25 protein-coding genes are annotated in these 16,175 nt (G+C 60.2%); 24 read left to right on the forward strand and 1 reads right to left on the reverse strand.

Annotated features, from left to right (window positions below; genetic code table 11):
• Positions 1-68: 68 nt before the first annotated feature.
• The 20 genes from HMPREF1484_RS10720 to HMPREF1484_RS10730 all read left to right on the forward strand — a co-directional run bounded on the left by HMPREF1484_RS10720 (position 69) and on the right by HMPREF1484_RS10730 (position 14,472).
• Entirely contained in the window at positions 69-2,324 is a 2,256-nt protein-coding gene (locus HMPREF1484_RS10720; RefSeq protein ID WP_016663167.1) for a bifunctional DNA primase/polymerase, read from the forward strand.
• Between the two features lie 152 nt (positions 2,325-2,476).
• Positions 2,477-4,009, forward strand: coding sequence for a DEAD/DEAH box helicase (locus HMPREF1484_RS01090; protein WP_016663168.1), 1,533 nt, complete (start codon positions 2,477-2,479; stop codon positions 4,007-4,009).
• Positions 3,957-4,331, forward strand: a complete 375-nt coding sequence (locus HMPREF1484_RS11105) for a hypothetical protein (protein WP_016663169.1) — start codon at positions 3,957-3,959, stop codon at positions 4,329-4,331. Before HMPREF1484_RS01090 ends, HMPREF1484_RS11105 begins: the two co-directional genes overlap by 53 nt.
• A 119-nt stretch (positions 4,332-4,450) precedes the next feature.
• Positions 4,451-4,591: a hypothetical protein gene (locus HMPREF1484_RS11615; protein WP_016663170.1), complete on the forward strand. Its 141-nt coding sequence runs from the start codon at positions 4,451-4,453 to the stop codon at positions 4,589-4,591.
• Positions 4,588-4,968: a hypothetical protein gene (locus HMPREF1484_RS01100; RefSeq protein WP_016663171.1), complete on the forward strand. Its 381-nt coding sequence runs from the start codon at positions 4,588-4,590 to the stop codon at positions 4,966-4,968. The genes HMPREF1484_RS11615 and HMPREF1484_RS01100 overlap by 4 nt, the downstream gene beginning before the upstream one ends.
• Positions 4,965-5,126 (forward strand): hypothetical protein, encoded by a 162-nt coding sequence (locus HMPREF1484_RS11620; RefSeq protein ID WP_016663172.1) that lies wholly within the window; start codon positions 4,965-4,967, stop codon positions 5,124-5,126. The genes HMPREF1484_RS01100 and HMPREF1484_RS11620 overlap by 4 nt, the downstream gene beginning before the upstream one ends.
• Positions 5,123-5,410, forward strand: coding sequence for a hypothetical protein (locus tag HMPREF1484_RS01105; protein ID WP_016663173.1), 288 nt, complete (start codon positions 5,123-5,125; stop codon positions 5,408-5,410). Before HMPREF1484_RS11620 ends, HMPREF1484_RS01105 begins: the two co-directional genes overlap by 4 nt.
• Before the next feature lie 156 nt (positions 5,411-5,566).
• On the forward strand, positions 5,567-5,929 hold the full coding sequence (locus tag HMPREF1484_RS01110) for a hypothetical protein (protein ID WP_016663174.1): 363 nt from the start codon (positions 5,567-5,569) through the stop codon (positions 5,927-5,929).
• Positions 5,922-6,206, forward strand: coding sequence for a hypothetical protein (locus HMPREF1484_RS01115; RefSeq protein WP_016663175.1), 285 nt, complete (start codon positions 5,922-5,924; stop codon positions 6,204-6,206). The genes HMPREF1484_RS01110 and HMPREF1484_RS01115 overlap by 8 nt, the downstream gene beginning before the upstream one ends.
• Positions 6,193-6,498, forward strand: coding sequence for a hypothetical protein (locus HMPREF1484_RS01120; RefSeq protein ID WP_016663176.1), 306 nt, complete (start codon positions 6,193-6,195; stop codon positions 6,496-6,498). Before HMPREF1484_RS01115 ends, HMPREF1484_RS01120 begins: the two co-directional genes overlap by 14 nt.
• On the forward strand, positions 6,495-6,749 hold the full coding sequence (locus tag HMPREF1484_RS01125; protein ID WP_016663177.1) for a hypothetical protein: 255 nt from the start codon (positions 6,495-6,497) through the stop codon (positions 6,747-6,749). The genes HMPREF1484_RS01120 and HMPREF1484_RS01125 overlap by 4 nt, the downstream gene beginning before the upstream one ends.
• Entirely contained in the window at positions 6,746-7,288 is a 543-nt protein-coding gene (locus HMPREF1484_RS01130; protein WP_016663178.1) for a hypothetical protein, read from the forward strand. Before HMPREF1484_RS01125 ends, HMPREF1484_RS01130 begins: the two co-directional genes overlap by 4 nt.
• Positions 7,285-7,503 (forward strand): hypothetical protein, encoded by a 219-nt coding sequence (locus tag HMPREF1484_RS01135; RefSeq protein ID WP_016663179.1) that lies wholly within the window; start codon positions 7,285-7,287, stop codon positions 7,501-7,503. Before HMPREF1484_RS01130 ends, HMPREF1484_RS01135 begins: the two co-directional genes overlap by 4 nt.
• Before the next feature lie 78 nt (positions 7,504-7,581).
• Entirely contained in the window at positions 7,582-7,938 is a 357-nt protein-coding gene (locus tag HMPREF1484_RS01140) for a hypothetical protein (RefSeq protein ID WP_016663180.1), read from the forward strand.
• Positions 7,935-8,594, forward strand: coding sequence for an excisionase family DNA-binding domain-containing protein (locus HMPREF1484_RS01145; protein ID WP_016663181.1), 660 nt, complete (start codon positions 7,935-7,937; stop codon positions 8,592-8,594). The genes HMPREF1484_RS01140 and HMPREF1484_RS01145 overlap by 4 nt, the downstream gene beginning before the upstream one ends.
• A gap of 89 nt (positions 8,595-8,683) precedes the next feature.
• Positions 8,684-9,004, forward strand: a complete 321-nt coding sequence (locus HMPREF1484_RS01150) for an HNH endonuclease (RefSeq protein WP_016663182.1) — start codon at positions 8,684-8,686, stop codon at positions 9,002-9,004.
• Between the two features lie 127 nt (positions 9,005-9,131).
• The gene (locus tag HMPREF1484_RS01155) at positions 9,132-9,482 is read left to right on the forward strand and encodes a hypothetical protein (protein WP_016663183.1); all 351 of its coding nucleotides are present in this window, start codon (positions 9,132-9,134) and stop codon (positions 9,480-9,482) included.
• Between the two features lie 75 nt (positions 9,483-9,557).
• Positions 9,558-11,153: a hypothetical protein gene (locus tag HMPREF1484_RS01160; protein WP_040386347.1), complete on the forward strand. Its 1,596-nt coding sequence runs from the start codon at positions 9,558-9,560 to the stop codon at positions 11,151-11,153.
• Positions 11,150-12,439, forward strand: a complete 1,290-nt coding sequence (locus HMPREF1484_RS01165) for a phage portal protein (RefSeq protein ID WP_147594862.1) — start codon at positions 11,150-11,152, stop codon at positions 12,437-12,439. Before HMPREF1484_RS01160 ends, HMPREF1484_RS01165 begins: the two co-directional genes overlap by 4 nt.
• The gene (locus HMPREF1484_RS10730) at positions 12,436-14,472 is read left to right on the forward strand and encodes an HK97 family phage prohead protease (protein ID WP_016663186.1); all 2,037 of its coding nucleotides are present in this window, start codon (positions 12,436-12,438) and stop codon (positions 14,470-14,472) included. Before HMPREF1484_RS01165 ends, HMPREF1484_RS10730 begins: the two co-directional genes overlap by 4 nt.
• On the opposite strand, the gene HMPREF1484_RS11415 is transcribed toward HMPREF1484_RS10730, so the two are convergent.
• On the reverse strand, positions 14,415-14,609 hold the full coding sequence (locus tag HMPREF1484_RS11415) for a hypothetical protein (protein ID WP_147594863.1): 195 nt from the start codon (positions 14,607-14,609) through the stop codon (positions 14,415-14,417). The genes HMPREF1484_RS10730 and HMPREF1484_RS11415 overlap by 58 nt on opposite strands.
• A 28-nt stretch (positions 14,610-14,637) precedes the next feature.
• On the opposite strand from HMPREF1484_RS11415, the gene HMPREF1484_RS10735 reads away from it, so the two are divergent.
• The 4 genes from HMPREF1484_RS10735 to HMPREF1484_RS01195 are packed head-to-tail and all read left to right on the forward strand — an operon-like array spanning position 14,638 to position 16,128.
• Entirely contained in the window at positions 14,638-15,132 is a 495-nt protein-coding gene (locus HMPREF1484_RS10735; RefSeq protein WP_016663188.1) for a hypothetical protein, read from the forward strand.
• Positions 15,132-15,470: a hypothetical protein gene (locus tag HMPREF1484_RS01185; protein ID WP_016663189.1), complete on the forward strand. Its 339-nt coding sequence runs from the start codon at positions 15,132-15,134 to the stop codon at positions 15,468-15,470. The genes HMPREF1484_RS10735 and HMPREF1484_RS01185 overlap by 1 nt, the downstream gene beginning before the upstream one ends.
• Positions 15,467-15,730, forward strand: coding sequence for a hypothetical protein (locus tag HMPREF1484_RS01190; RefSeq protein ID WP_016663190.1), 264 nt, complete (start codon positions 15,467-15,469; stop codon positions 15,728-15,730). The genes HMPREF1484_RS01185 and HMPREF1484_RS01190 overlap by 4 nt, the downstream gene beginning before the upstream one ends.
• Positions 15,730-16,128 carry a hypothetical protein gene (locus HMPREF1484_RS01195; protein ID WP_016663191.1) on the forward strand — a complete coding sequence of 133 codons (399 nt, stop codon included), beginning with the start codon at positions 15,730-15,732 and terminating at the stop codon, positions 16,126-16,128. The genes HMPREF1484_RS01190 and HMPREF1484_RS01195 overlap by 1 nt, the downstream gene beginning before the upstream one ends.
• Positions 16,129-16,175: the final 47 nt, after the last annotated feature.

The raw sequence follows: 16,175 nt of genomic DNA on the forward strand, positions 1-16,175 counted from the left end.
ACGACCAAGCCGGGGCACCACGAAAAACACGCCCACACACCCTCACTGTTATGGAGCCGAGAGTGACCATGCCACACCCCGCAACACAACACCACACCCTCACCATCCCCGCCATCGACGGCCTCGACGCCCTCAACGCCGCGTGCGCCTACGCCCGCGCCGGATGGTACGTCGGCCCCGTCAAACCCGGCACCAAACACCCCGGCTCCATCCTCGGACGCGGCTGGCAATCCAAAACCACCCGCGACCCCCAAATCATCGCCGACACCTGGATGGACCACCCCGACGCCGGCGTGTTCCTCCACGTCGGCCGCTCAGGCGGCATCGTCCTCGACGTCGACACCCCCATCAACCTCCCCGACATCCTCACCGAAGCACTCACCGAAACCCCCGCACCCTTCCAATACACACGCCGCAACGACCTCGCACGCCGCCACTACGTCTACACACAACCCACCGGCCGACGCTTCGGAAACGGCCTCGGAAACCTCCCCGCCGGCTGGGGCGACATTCGCGGCGTCAACGGCGTCATCATCGTCGCCCCCTCCACCCACCCCGACCCAGAAGGACACTACGCATGGGGGAGAGTCGGCGAAGTCCCCGAACTCCCCGCCACCATCGCCGAAGCACTCACCGACACGACAGACACCGCAGACGTTGCCAGCGACGCCACCATCCGCGCATTCATCACCGAACACACAAACGGCGACAACCACGCACAAATCGACGCGTGGGTCGCAACCTTCAACCGATACGTGCGCGAAGGCGACTCGCGCCACCAGCGCGCCACCAGCATCCTCACCGGAGCACTGAAAGAGGCAGCCGCAGGCTACTACCCAGCCGCCCACGCCGAACAGCAACTACGCGACGCATTCCTCACCGCCGTCACCAGCGACGGCGTGAGCGAGAAGCAGGGCAAGGCACGCACGCCACACGCGGCCCTCAACGAGTGGCGCGGCATCCTCGCATGGGCTGTTGCCCAGGCACGCGCAGCAGACCCCCAGGCGGCCCGTGAGCGCGCCGAACAACACGCCCCCACCATCAACCTCGACCAGTACGCGACCGGCCCTAGCGGGCGCGTCGACACGACCACAGGAGAAATCCTTGACCAGCAACCCGAAACACCCACCAGCACCACCCCGCAACCTGTGGAGGAGGCTGACAGCAGCTCGCTCGACGCGCTGCTTGACCCGAACACGGAAGACGAAGATCAGGCGTCATGGGAGCCAATCGACGCTGACGAAATCCTCGACGGCACACTAAAGCGCCCCACCCCGCGCCTCCTCGCCCGCACAGACGGACCAGCACTCCTTTACCCAGGGAAGACGCACACCGTCTTTGGTGAATCCGAATCCGGTAAGAGCTGGGTCGCGCAGTACGTCGCAGTCGAAACGCTCATCAACGGCGGGCGCGTCCTCTACATCGACTTCGAGTCCGACGCCCTCGACGTGTTCGACAGGCTCCAAACCATCGGAGCCGCCAAGGACCACCTACGCGCCCCACGCTTCGCCTACGTACGGCCAGACGCCTCGCCACTCGCATTCCGTGAGCAAGAAGCGTTCGCTAGTCTCCTGGCGCAAACGTGGGATTACGTGGTCCTTGATGGCGTGACTGAGGCGCTCAACCTTCACGGAAAATCAAGTCTCGACAATGACGAGATCACCCAGTGGATGCGCGCCGTCCCTCGCCGCTTCTCGCGCGAAACAGGAGCGGCCGTCGTTCTCGTCGACCACGTCGTAAAAAGTACCGAGAACCGTGGCCGCTTCCCTATCGGTGGCCAAGCCAAAATGGCCGCCATCGACGGGGCCGCGTTCCTCGTCGAGCCGATCGCTGCAATCGGGCCTGGCCTCGACGGGCATCTCACGGTGCGCGTCACGAAAGACCGGCCTGGCGTTGTTCGCTCGCACGCTGGCGGTTGGCGTAAAACCGACCGCACGCAAGAGGCGGCGCGGGTGCGCATTGACTCCAGCGGCGACGGTACACGCATCACTGTTGAACCGCCACAGAAAAACGAATTATCGGACGAGGAAAAGCAGCAAATCTTCCATCTGCGATTCCTTGAAAAAATCTCCGAAGTTCTTTCCGAGGCAGACGAGCCACTCTCTAAAACTCGCGTAGCTGAAACCCTTAGAAGTCTCGGTTATGGCGGGAGATGGGGGCGAGCCGATGAAGGTCTTAACGAGTTGGTGCGGCGTGGTTTTGCGGCAAGCGAGCCTGGCCCACGAAGTGCCCGGCTGTACCGATCGCTCGGTGTTTACCTCTCGGTGAATGACCCGGAATCGCCCGAATATGCGGGCGATCTCGACTCGTTCAGGACCCACTAAAACACGACCCCTTCCCACCCCTTCCCACCCCTTCCGGGAAGGGGTCGCCCACCACCCCTTCCCGGCCCCCCTTTTAAGGGGGCCGGAGGGAAGGGGTGAGCGACAGGGCTCGGAGACCCCTCACCCCTAACCACCCCAGGAAGTAGTCAACCATGCACACTTTCCAACCAACCCCCTACCCCTACCAACTCGAAGGGGCTCTCCAAGCAGCCCACGCCGGACACACACTCATCGCCGACGAGCCAGGCCTCGGCAAAACCCTCCAAGCCCTCGCCGTCCAACGAATCACCAAAGCAAAACGCACCCTCATCATCTGCCCCCCAATCCTCACCACCAATTGGGAAAAAGAAACACGCCGCACCCACAACAACGAACACATCAACGGCGAGCTAATAAAAATCACTCCACAGAACCCCATTAGCGGGAAAAACAAAACAACCCAAAAGAAAGCACTCGACCAGCTCCCGAACGCCGGCACCGTCATCGTTCCCGACAGCCTCATCGTCGCGAGGGGACTGGACTACCCACTAGCGATGTGGGAGCCCGATCTCCTCATCCTCGACGAAGCCCACCGCTACAAGACACCCGGTGCGAAACGCACCAAAGCGGTCTTGCACATTTCCCAGTACGCCAAGCAGACCCTTTGCCTCACCGGCACCCCCATCATCTCCACACCCCTCGACCTCCTCCCCCTCCTCACCATGACCGGCCACCTCCACCACTTCGCCAAAACACCATGGGAATACATCAACCGCTACACCTACGAAAACCACTTCGGGGCCCGCGTCGCCAACCCCAAAACCCTCGCCGAACTCCACGCCATCCTCGACAAGCACGTCTGGACACGCCGCACCAAAAACCAAGTCCTCACCGAACTCCCACCGAAGCGTCGAAGCGTTCACTGGGTCACCCCCGACACAGACACCCTCGACAAAGCAAACCGTGAACTCGCCGAAAAGATCGACACCTGGCTCGACAGCCTCGACCGCACCCCCAATAACGATGACATCTCGGGCTTCGTCGGTGACTGCCTCCCCTTCGTCGCGCAGCTCAGAAAGGCGACCGGCCTCGCGAAAGTGGATGCCGCAACCGACTGGGTCACCACGCGCCTCAACGCCGAACCAAGCAAGCCTCTCATCGTGTGGATACAGCACCGCGACGTGTCCGAAGCACTCATCAGCCAGCTACGCAAAGAAAGCCCCTACACGTCCGTGGAACTGATCGACGGCACCGTCACCGGCCCCGCCCGAGACGACATCGTCGAGCGGTTTCAAGCCGGCGGCATCAACGTGCTTGTCGCGCAAATCGCCGCCGCCGGCGTAGGCCTCACCCTCACAAGAGCATCCACGGCACTGTTCGTTGAAACCGACTGGACGCCGGCGCTTGTCGTGCAGGCTGAAGACCGCATCCACCGCATCTCTCAAACCGCGTCCGTCGAGCTCGTCACGCTCGTCGCGACCGGGACGCTCGACGAGCGCATTCACGACACGCTCGCGAAAACAATCCGCGTCCTCGAAGCCCTCACCCCTGGAAGCGACATCCACGTCGCTACTGAAACCAGTGGAGCCGTATCAGCCTCCACCATCCTCCACCAGCTCATCACTGAGCGCATCACCGAAAGGAACACCACGAATGGCACGCAGCAGAGCGAGCGCGAAAGCAGCCGGGTCACGGTTCGAGCGTGAAATCGCTGATTATCTCGCCGCCCGCGTCGACGACCGAATTGATCGGCGAGTGAAGACCGGCGCACGCGACCGAGGCGACATCGCCGGGGTACGCGTCCATGGCGAGCGAATCGTTATCGAATGCAAAAACACCACCCGCATCAACCTCGCGGGCTGGGCGAGCGAAGCCCGCGCCGAAGCCGTGAACGATAACGCCGCCATCGGTGTTGTGGTGCATAAGCGCCACGGGAACGGTAAGCCCGGCGAACAGTGGGTAACGATGACCCTCGCCGATCTCGCATGGCTCCTCAACCCGGAAAGTCATACAGGCGGGCCGCTATAGCCTTCAGGACGTGTTAGCGCCCCTTAGGCGCTACTTCGCACCCACTTCTTTACTTCTGACGCTCCTACGGGCCTCGTAGGGGCGTTTCGTTATGCCCGCACCAACCGAAAGGCCCCGAAATGACCCACCACGTTGACCGCATCGCCCACCTCGAACACCTCGCCCGTCAACGTGAACGCGCCGAACTCCAAGACCTTCGCGACGACTGGCACGCACAAGCCGCCGAAGACGACCGATACACAGAAAGCGACGAAGCATGAAATGCCACTGGCACGTGATCTACGGGGTCATGATCGTGCTTTTCATCGCGTGCGCCATCGCGATACCGAATCAATTCCTCCCATGGCTCTCAACCGCGATCATGACCGCCACCGCCATGCTCTGGCACCGAGAGCGAGACATCGAGCGGGAAACAGTGAAGGGAATGAAGAAAATCGTCGAGTTTTGGCGCACGGAAGCGCGCAAAGCGCAGCACGAGCTCGATGTTCTCTCCGAGCGCACACGAGACGAAGAAACCGACCGTGAACGATCCACCGTAAACATCCATACGCAGTACCACGAGAAGTTCGGAGAAGTTCTCGCGGAAATAATCCGCCGAGCCGCCCCAGAAATCCCCGAAAGCGAGACACGCGAATGACCACCTGCCTCAAATGCGGAACCGACACGCCTCGCGAACTCTGCGACACGTGCAACACCACCAAAACAATCCGCACCGAACTCGAACCACACCTCGACACGTCAATCGCGGCCGAACTCGCAGACAAACTCGCAGACCTCCTCAAGGAGCAGAAATGACCTACATCCCCGCACCAAAATCGAAAGACGAAACCATGGAAAACTTCAGCGACTACCGCAACGAAATCACTGCAAAAATCAGCGAACACTTCAACCTTCCAGTAATGGAAGACGGCTCGGTTTTCCTCAATGTTTTCGCGGACTGGGACGTTAGCCAGGCCCCGTTGTTGAACTGGCGACAAGTCCAGGGGTGCCCAACAAAATACGTGGCAACCATCCACACGTGCCCGTTTGAAATAACAATTTATGCAGACGGCCCCGCCCACAACGAACCCGTGAAGTAAGAGAAAGAACGACATCATGAACGAAACTAGCGAGCACGGCGCGCTTTATAGGCACGTCGAACGCCTAGAGACGAGCCTACAAAAGTTAGAGGAAGCACTACTCCGCGAAGTGTCCAGTGCTGTAGTTGAGTTGTCCAACATCTACAAGGAGCAAGAATGACCACCACCGACACACTGGCCGAGTGCATCGGGCGCATCCTAAACGAGGAGGGCTGGACTTTCGAGGGCGTCCACGAACCTGGGGAATACGACGAGTGCGAGGACTGCCGACTCGTGGTCGACCCTATCGCGGCAAGGATCGCCACCGTGGCGCACGCTCACCTTGCCGCGCAGGAGCCGACCGACGCCGAGGTCGAAGCCGCCTGCGCAGGGTTCTACAACGACCCGAACGGCCTAACCGACTGGACGAAGCTCGCACGGGTCGATCCGGTCCTCGCCGACCGCTACCGCGCCGGTATGCGTCGCGCCCTGCCCGCGGCCCGTACCACCCGACGAGACGAGGAGAAGCGAGATGACTGACAGCCCGTTCAAGACCTACGAGGTGACGACCGTCCGAACCGTCACCGTCGCCACAATCACCGAAGAGAACATCGGCCAGATCGCCGCGCTCATCAAGGGGAAGGCCGACTACTCCGGCGAGTCCCCAACGCTCATCGATCCAAACCGGAGCATCGGCATGATCTGGCGGCTCGGCATGACGGTCGGGCTTCTCGGCTCAAGCCTCATAAACGAGAGCGGCGTTCTGACCGACCGCGACGTGACCAACGTGAAGGAGGTCCCCGATGACCGACAGTGAGTATGTGCCGGGCGAGCGCGAGGTCCGCGCAGACTTCGTGCTGGCCAACACACGCAACTTCGACTCCTACCAAGTTGGCCGCACCCTCGCGTCGGAGCAGAAGCACTACGGAGACGAGTTCGACCGCTGGCTCAACCAGGTAAAAGCCGAAGCAGCACGCGAAGCCCTCACCCAGTACGCGAGCGAGTTCGAAGGCGAAGGCTCGGAGTGGATAGGCCCAATGGGTCCCACACTCATCGCTAGGGACGTCCGCAACTTCATCACGGAGCACTACCCGGAGGAGCAGAAATGAGCAGCATGCATGACACTTACAAACTGGCCAAGAAAATCCGGGACGAGGTGACAGGCACCTACAGCGGATACGGCTACTACTCGACCTTCGTTAGAACTGACGAGGCAGCCGAGATCGCCGCCGCCGTTCTTCCCATCATCGCTGAAGAGGTGCGCAAGGCGAAGGCCGAAGCGTGGGAAGAATGCGCCGCCAAGATCGAGATGCAAGGCACCGTGCAAATCCCCGACAACCCATACAAGGAGCAGGAATGACCCTCACATTCAAAACCGCGAAACACGCTGTCGGCAAGTACGGCGAAGTATCCAGAATCGTCGAACACGTCGACGACCTCACCCACCGCAGCGTGACCCGTGAGGCAGCTATCGAAGCCAACAAGTTGGGATACCAGTTCACTCCATGCATTGTCGTCACCACCGCGCGCGAAGCACTCGACGCCGCATGGGAACTCGCCCACGAAGTCAAAGGAGACAAAGTCCCAAGCGGACAGGCATATATTCGACGGGGCCCGCTTTCCTTCCTCTACACCGTAAACACTTACGGTTACGTGCATGAATGCGAAGGAAGCAACGCCAACGCCGAACACCGACTCCTCGACTCGCCCGAACCTGACCCGGAACCGGAACCGTGGGAACTCACCCGTTTCTGCTACGCAAACGGAGTCATCTACAAGCGCCTACAAAACGATAACGCTACCTACTGGGTACGCGGGGGCGACGTAGACAGCTACAGCCGCGAAGACCTTATGAAACGCAACCCCAAGCCCGTCACCATCGAAGGAGACGAAGAATGAACGAAACCCTCATCAGTGAAACATTGCAAGCGTACGGCGTGGACCTCACCCGCATACCAACAGACGCAGCAATAAAACCATGCTGGGACCGCGCTGAGGGTCGCGTTACAGGAATCTACGTTCAGACGTTTTGCTACGACCAAGACGGCGAAATCCTCATCGACAACCTAGCTAAACGGGCTGTAATCCTAAACGTGTTCCACCCTGAACCGTAAGCCCACAACTAAACCCACCCGAAATGAAGCCCCGGCCTAAACGGTCGGGGCTTTTCTTATGCCCAAAAGGAGAAGGCAATGCGTGCATATCCCGTCATCATCTACACCGACCCCGCAACCGGCGACCTCGTCATACTCCAAATCGAAGACCGGTTCGGAATCGACATGGAAACCGAAACCTTCGAAACGTGGACAGGGCAGCTACGGGTCAAAAACCACATCACCATCACCGCCACCACAACACGTACCCTCACCGGAAACAGCACCGAACGCACCATCGGTGAACTCGCAAGCACGCTCGGACAGGAAATCGAACGGCTCAAAAAACACGCCATCGACGAGTACCGTCGCGGCCACCGAAACGGCAAACAATACGCCCTCAACCGAATGAGCGAACTAATCGAAACAGAGACCGACGATGAGGAGCAGGCATGATCGATGCGCAAAGCGTTATCCGCGCCATCAACCGCGCCGATACCGCCCGCGACTACCTACGAGAAACCTACCTCCCTGGCTCACGCACCGGCGGCCCGCGAGCGCAAAACGCGGCACCCCCCGCTCCGCTCGATATTGGCAAGCTCGATCAGATCAATCTGATTACGCAGCAACTCGCCGGATGGGCGCGGCTCATCGAGGAGGAGACGGGTGAGTTCATTGACGATGAGGTGGAGGTCTATCTTCGCCGTCACGCCACGTTCGCCGCCGCTCAAGAGTGGGCGCTTGACATGGTGGACGAGCTCAATGCGAGCGCCGCCAAAGGTGAAGCCATGGCCGGGGCCAGCGTTAAACGAATCCCCGCCGGGGAGTGCTCTTGCGGCGAAAGGCAGTGGGCCTACCAGACCGACCGCCCCTACGTGAAGTGCCGAGCTGGACACGAGACCACTCCCGCCGATCATCTCGCGAGCGGGGCCACCCTCAGTATCAGCGACGCCGCCCGCGCCCTCGGTGTCTCGCAATCAACGATCACGAGAGCGATACAAGCGGGCAAGCTCGATGGAGTGTTACCTGGGAGCGGCGGGAGGCGCGGAGCGGTCAGTGTTGAGGCGCTCAAAAAGCATGCGGCGACACGCAGCAAGGAGTTACATGCTTGACATGACGCATGATAAGTTTTGCTTAGATAGGTGCCGTGCACCTGAGAGCCACCCAGCGAGGTGGCTTTTTACATGCGCGAGGAGGGTCGATGGCAACCCGTGACAGTGCCCTCACCTCGCGTGCGTGGAAGAAACTCAAAGAGTCTTACCGTTCAGCATGTGCGAGCGATGACCGGCCCTGCTGGATATGCCAGCAGCCCATCGACTACACGCTTCGATGGAAGCAAGGCCAAAAGCCGATACCTGAAGCGTTCGAAGTCGACCACTATCACCCGCGCTCCACGCATCCGCATCTCACCTACGACCCGGCGAACCTTAGGCCGTCGCACGTGAAATGTAACCGGGCGCGCGGCAACAAAATGGTGAGCGCCGATCTCGGAACGCCATCACGGCAATGGCTCAAGGGGTAGGGGCGTTTCAATCACGAGCGCCGGTCGGAAGGGCCAGATCCCGGGCCGCACCTGTCCTCTCCCCCCGATGACCCGTGACCCCATCACGCGTTTCTATTTGTCTTTTCAATTGTTTTAGGAGGTGTCTATGGCTCAGAAAAAGCCTCGTGGGCTAGTTGCAGCCGTGGATGCGTCTGTGAAGGCAATGGATTGGCTTGAAGATTCCGATTTGGCTTCGGTTGAACTGGCTCGCACGTACGCGGGCCGGATTGATGAGGCTTTGCGGGCGTTCGATGAGGGCGAGATTGAATCTACCGACTTGAACAAGGTGCTCTATTTAGGGCCGCACATGTTGAACACGCTAAGGGCGCTTGGCGGCGCGCCTCAGGAGCGTAAGGCGTTGACGTCTGATTCTCCTGAGGCCGCTAACCCGTTCGACGAGTTGAAGAAGCGGCGTGCGCGCGCTGAGGCTGCGGCGGCGAAGAAGGTCGCGAAGTAGTTTTCCTGGGATTGGGGGTCGTTGGTGATTCTCGGTTCTAGGTTGCCGCGTGTTTTCACGCCTGAGCTTCGGGAGTTGACGCCGGAAACGTCGCTTGGTTTTGAAGCGGTCGAGATGTGGCGCTCGGCGTTTGGCATGGAGCTCATGCCGCATCAGGAAGAGTTGTTTATCCGGTCGCTTGAGCTTGCGCCGGGTAGTTCGACGCGGGATGAGTTTCCGAAGTTGCGCTTCTCGAACGTGCTCGTGCTCATGGCGCGGCAAAACGGCAAGACTTACACGCTTACGGCGCGTGCGTTGTGGCGGATGTTGATGTGGGAGGGGCCGGGGCAGCGCCCCGGTGAGGGACCTGTGATTTTGGGTCTCGCTCACAAGCTGCAACCAGCGGAGGAGATTCTCGAGAAGGGTATTGGCGTTCTGAGGGCGTGTGAGCATACGCGCCCGTTGATTGCTCAGCGGTCGAACACGAACGGCAACAAGTTCGTGCGCCTCGCGAATGGCTCGAAGTGGCTTACCCAGGCTGCGAACGATGACGCGGGCCGTTCCGAGTCGGTCACTGATCTGTTTTTCGATGAGCTTCGTCAGCAGCGCGATTGGGATGCGTGGACGGCGGCGGAGAACACAACGAACTCGATTTATTCGTCTCAGGTGTGGGGCGTGTCGAACGCGGGTGAGGCGAAGTCGGTCGTACTGAAGGGGATGCGGTCAAAGGCTATCGCGGCGGCCGATTCTCTTCGCGACTGGATTAGCGAGCACGGCTCAGCTGAGGGCTGGGGCGGAGATACGTCGCTCGGCATTTTCGAGTGGTCAGCACCAGAGGGTGCGCCGATTGATGATGTCGAAGCGCTCGCTCAAGCGAATCCTGCAATGAATCGCGAGGCTAATGGCCGCATTCTCGTGACTTCTGAAGCTCTTCTCGCGAAGGCTGCGAAAGTGGGCACGAACGACGAGGACGGCATCCCGGAGCATAAGTTCCGCACCGAAGTGATGTGTCAGTTCGTGACCGTTTCGGCTGAACCGACGTTCCCACCTGAGCAGGTCGAGGCTTGCACGGATAAGGCATCGAGCATTGTCGCGGATAGCGAGCTTGTGTATGCGGTCGACGTTTCGGCCGATAGGAAAACCGGTTGGGTTGGTGTCGCGGGTTGGCGTGACGATGAGCGTGTTCATCTTGAGGTGATTGCGAAGCGCGCGGGCACGCATTGGATTCGGGACTTTTTGAACAATCTCGCGACGCCAGGCCCGGTCGTGATTCAGGGACGCGGTGCTCCAGCGTCGAGCCTTATCACGTGGCTTCGCCAAGATGGCGTGAACGCGCAGCGCTGCGAGGGTAGTGAGCTCACGAACGCTCTTTCGCAGTTGGATGATGCGCTCGCGGAGGGGACGGTTCGGTTCAGGCCGCAGGATGCGCTCTTGCTGGCCATGCGTGACACGGTTCGCCGCCGCGCGGGCGAAGTCACGCTTTTAGATCGTGGCGAATCGCCGGTCGATGCCTCGCCGCTCGCTGCTGTGATGCTCGCGCGGTGGGGCCTCATGAATCTTGACGCGGAAGAGCAGCGCGTCACGGCGTACGGGGACGATTACGGCGAGTGGTACGAGAGTGCCACCGATAGCGAAGGTAGCGATGAGCGCGATGGCGCTGAGGATGAAGAGGGTTGGCGGTGGTGGGCGTGAGCTTTTTCGGTGAGATTTTCGGCCGGATGGCAGCCGCCGCTCAAGCACTGTGGCATCCGACGTCGTTCACGACGGATTTCATGGGCCGCGAGGTCACGTATTTTCAGCATGACACGCGGCGCGCCTTAGACCCGGCGCATATGAGCATCGAAGATTTGTGGGCTACTCAGCCGCATCTTCGTACCGTGATTGATTTTCGCGCGCGAAATATCGCGCAGCTTGGTATGCAACTGTTTGAAGCGGATGGCGCAGCCCGCTCACGGGTTCGCGATGGTGATGTGGCGTGGGTCTTGAAGCGGCCTAACAACTACATGACCGGGTATGAGCTTCTGTACGATCTCGCGGCAACGAAGAGCCTCTACGACCGCGCCTATTGGGTCGTAATGGACGGTGAGAACGGTAAGGAGATTCACCCGTTCCCACCGTCGTGGGTGACGCCACACGCCGAGGCTTATTTCGGGCCGCGCGTCTATCGGATTCAACCAACCGAGTCGGACGCTTATCTAGATTTGCCCGAGGCGCAGGTGGTGGAGTTTCGCGGGTGGACACCGACGGCGTCGCTTACGGCGCAGTCTCCTGTCGAGACGCTTCGCATGGTGCTTGAGGAGCAATATTCGAGCCGTAGGCACCGGCTGCAATTGTGGCGTCGGAATGGCCGCGTCGGTGCGTATGTGACGCGCCCGAAAGATGCTCCCTCGTGGGATAACACTGCCCGGCGCAGGTTTACGGAGATGCTTCACGCATTCACCGGTGATCACGGAGAGCGCGCGGGCGGTATGCCAATCCTTGAAGACGGCATGGACTTGAAGCGGGTCTCGTTCTCTTCAGCAGATGAGCAGTGGGCTGAATCGGTGAAGCTTTCGCTCGAGACGGTCGCCCAGGTGTACCAGATCAATCCGACGATGGTCGGAGTGCTGGATGCTGCGAACTATTCAAATATGCGCGAGTTTAATCGCGCGCTGTACCGCACCTCACTCGGGCCGGATATTCGGTCGATTGAGGATCGTTTGACGGCTTTCGTGCTCCCAAAGCTCGGCGCGCCGTCTTCGCAGTTCGTGAAGTTGAATGTCGAGTCGATGCTTCGCGGCTCGTTTGAGGAGCAGGCGTCGGTTCTATCGACTTCGGTGGGTTCCCCGTGGATGACCCGCAATGAGGCGCGAGCCTTGCAGGATATGCCGCCGGTCGATGGCGGCGATGAGCTTATTACCCCTCTCAATGTGATTGAGGGCGGGCAAGCGTCACCGCAGGACGGCGGGGACGGTAGACCCCCGAAGGAGGATGCATGACCACCGAGAATGTGGCGCGCACAAAGCACTTGACGGTACCGATCAAGGCGGCGGGTGACGGCCTCACCGAGGGGCAATTCACCGGGTACGCCGCCGTTTTTGGCAACAAGGATTCTTACGGTGACGTGATTGTGAAGGGCGCTTTCGAAGAGTCGCTTGGCACGTATCGCGAGAACGGCGCGGGAATTGCTTGCTACTGGTCGCACCAGATGAGCGACCCGGAAATGTGCATCGGTGAAACGGTCGAGGCGCGCGAGGATGACCACGGTCTTTTCGTGAAGGTTCAGCTCGATCTCGACACTGTGAAGGGTGCTCAGGTGTACCGGCTCATCAAGGCTGGTCGCGTGAATCAGATGTCGTTCGCGTACGACATTGAGGACTACGCCTTCGCGCACGATGACGAAAAGGGCGAGTTTCTCGAGCTTCGCCGGCTGAAACTTCACGAGGTTTCGGTCGTTCAGGTTGGCGCGAATCAAGAGACCGAGCTTCTTGACGTGAAGAACCGCCTCAGTCGGTTCAAGGCTGGTCGTGCGATTTCCGCAAAGAATGAAGAAAAGCTTCGCGAGGTGAACCGCCTCGTGGATGAGGTTCTTGCTGACCTCGACGGTGTCGAGGGTGGCGAAGAGAAGGTCGACACTCCCCCGCCTAAGGATGGCGGGGCACTTGACTCCGGCGGCGAGCCGGATACCCCGAGCGCCGAGGGCGTCGGGGAAAAGGGGCCGGATCTCCGGTCCCTTATTGCTTCCATCAACATCGACTCCCTCAGGAAGGGGAACTATCCCATGCCCACACTCATGGAAAAGCGCGACGAGATTCTCGCCGCCGTCAACACTATTCAGGCAAAGGCCGATGAGGAATCTCGCGACTTCACTAAGGAAGAGGCCGCCGAGGTTCAGGCTAAGGCCGCCGAGGTTCGCGAGCTGAACGAGCGAATCAAGGCCGCTAAGACCGCGAAGGATCTTCTCGCGTCGCTTGGTGCGCCCGAGTCGGTCGAGCAGAAGAGCGCCGGTATTGATTTCGGTAGCTCGTTCGGCGACTACGCGACGAAGTCCCTTAGCGATACGCTCGCGCACATCAAGGGTCGCCGCAAGGTTGCCGGCGATGCGGCTGAATACCCGCGCGTGAAGGCCGCTGGCGACACTCACACGGTCACCACGACCGGCGAGGGTGTCCTTCAGCCCGAGATCGATAAGAACATCGTTAGCCTCAACGTTGAGCGTCCCACGGTCGCGTCGTGGCTTGGTTCTGGTCAGCTGACCGCGACTGCCATCACGTATTTCGTTGAGCAGGCTTATGACGCTTCGACTCACGGCAAGTTCGAGTATGTCGCTGAGAATGCGAAGAAGCCGGGCCTCACGTTCCCGCCCTACACGCCGGTGACCGAGTCGCTGAAGAAGATCGCGGGCTGGATCAAGATCTCTGACGAGATGGCGGAAGATACTCCGTTCCTCGTGTCCGAGATCAACAACCGCCTCCTCTATCAGCTCGTCATGATGGAAGAAGCGGAGCTTCTCAACGGCCCTGGCGGCGGCTCGATTGCGGGCATCCTTGGCCGCTCCGGCGTGCAGGTCGAGAAGGCCGCGAGCGAGGCGGACAACCTCGACGCGCTTTACCGCGCACTCACGAAGGTTCAGCTCGCCACCGGCCTTTCGGCTGACGGCGTCGTGATGCACCCGCTCGATTACCAGAAGCTGCGCCTCGCGAAGGACGGCAACGGCCAGTACCTCGCGGGTGGGCCATTCCTCGGTCAGTACGGCAACGGCGGCGTGACGCTTCAGCCTCCGGTCTGGGGTCAGACTCCGATCGTCACGACTGCGATTCCTGAAGGCACCGCACTTGTGGGCGCTGGCAAGCAGGCTGCGACGGTCTACCGCAAGGGCGGTATCCGTGTCGAGGCGTCGAACATTGACGGTGAGGACTTCACGCACAACCGTTTCACGGTTCTTGCTGAAGAGCGCCTCACGCTCGCCGTGCGTCAGCCTTCGGCGTTCGTGAAGGTGTCGCTCGCGTCCGGGGCTGGTGCTGCGGCGTGATGCAGACCTACCTCGTGAATCGCGGCGGGGTTGATCTCGAGATGCAGCTTTCCGATGAGGAAGCGAAGCGCCTCGGGCTTGAGCCTGTCGGCAAAAAGGAGCGCACGCCTACCAATAAGGCGAAGCGCGTTTCTCATAAGTAACTCTCTAATTGACGGGGGCGACATGTTGTTTGAAGTTGATGATCCCGATGAGGTTGCGGCGCAGCTGATTCGGGATTATTGCGGGTGGCATGTCGCCCCCGTTCTTGAAGAGTCGATCATTCTTGACGGGAACGGCGAGGGCCGCATCCTGTTGCCGTCGCGGCGCGTGCTCAACGTGTTCGAGGTTCAGGTTCACGGTGAGGCTCTCGCGGCAAGCGAGTTTGAGTGGTCGCAGGATGGGGTGTTGAAGCGTGTCGGTGGCGTGTGGCCGGATTCGTATCGTTCAATCCGGGTAACGCTCGAACATGGCTTCGATTATGCGGGCGTGCTCGCTGATGTGGCGCGTGCGATAGTCGCGCGCATGAACGCTGATCCGACCGGGGTTATCGCTTCGCAGCGCGCAGGCACACAGTCCGTTTCTTTCCGTTCCGGCGCTTTCGGTGGCGGCGGTGGCGGCGGTCTCTTGTCTACTGAACGCGAGCTTCTCGCGCCATACAAACTGACGTGGGGGCCGTGATGCTCGGCATGATTGGTGAGACGGTGACGGTGCAGCGGTTCGCGGGTGCGACGCGCAATGCTCACGGTCAAAGTGTCGCGTCCTATGCCCCACCCGAAACGGTGAGCGGCGTCGGTGTTGATATTCCCGATGTGTCCGAGCCGCGCGACGGTACGACCGCGAACGTTCGCTTCGACTACCGGCTTTTCTTTCCGCCAGGCATGACTATTGGTGCGCGCGACCGGGTAACCGTGCGCGGACACGAGTGCGAAGTTGAGCAGGCTGGGGAGCCTCTCCCTAACTTTTTCACTGGATCAATGTTTCGCACTGAAGTAACGGTAAGGCGGGTAACTCATTGAGTAAGAAAATCAAACTGAAGTTCAATAAGCGCGCGTTCGAGGATTTGCGCCATGAGGAGAAAGTCCAGGCCGACTTGAAGACGCGCGCAGAGAAGATCGCAGCAGCGGCGTCGAATAACGGCGAGGTGTCCGGCTACATCGTTACCGAGCTGCGGGCCGAGGATCCTCGTGCGGCTGTTTCGGTAATGGCTACGGGCCACGCGCGCTACCACGACCGAAAGAACCTCTCGCTACTGCGGAACATCGAGAAGGGGAAGTAGTGGCCGAGGCGCTAATCTTCCCTGACCCCCTCGAGCTCATTATTGCGGAGATCGTCTCGGATTCTGAGTTTGCGGACGCGTCGATTTCGGTCGATCCGCGACCGGATGATTTCAAGGGGCTTTACGTACACGTCCGTGACGCGGGCGGTCCCGGCGACTGGCAGCACGCCTTCGAGGACACTCGCGTAAGCGTTGAAGTGTCTCACCCTGATTCGGTTGAAGCGTCACGAACTATTCGGCGCATCGACCAGATTGTTCGTTCATTCCATACCGGCGAGGGGCTGTGGCTCGACACGGTCACTCGCCCCTACTACTCCCCCGATCCTGATATGCGTGTGCCCGCGTACATGATGACGCACACGATAAGAGTTCGAGGGATTGAGGTCGCTGCTGGGTAGCTAGTAGCGGATTTTTATTTAGGCCACTAACCGAATTGGTTGGTGGC

The organism is Dermabacter sp. HFH0086, from assembly GCF_000413375.1.
Lineage (GTDB): Bacteria > Actinomycetota > Actinomycetes > Actinomycetales > Dermabacteraceae > Dermabacter > Dermabacter hominis.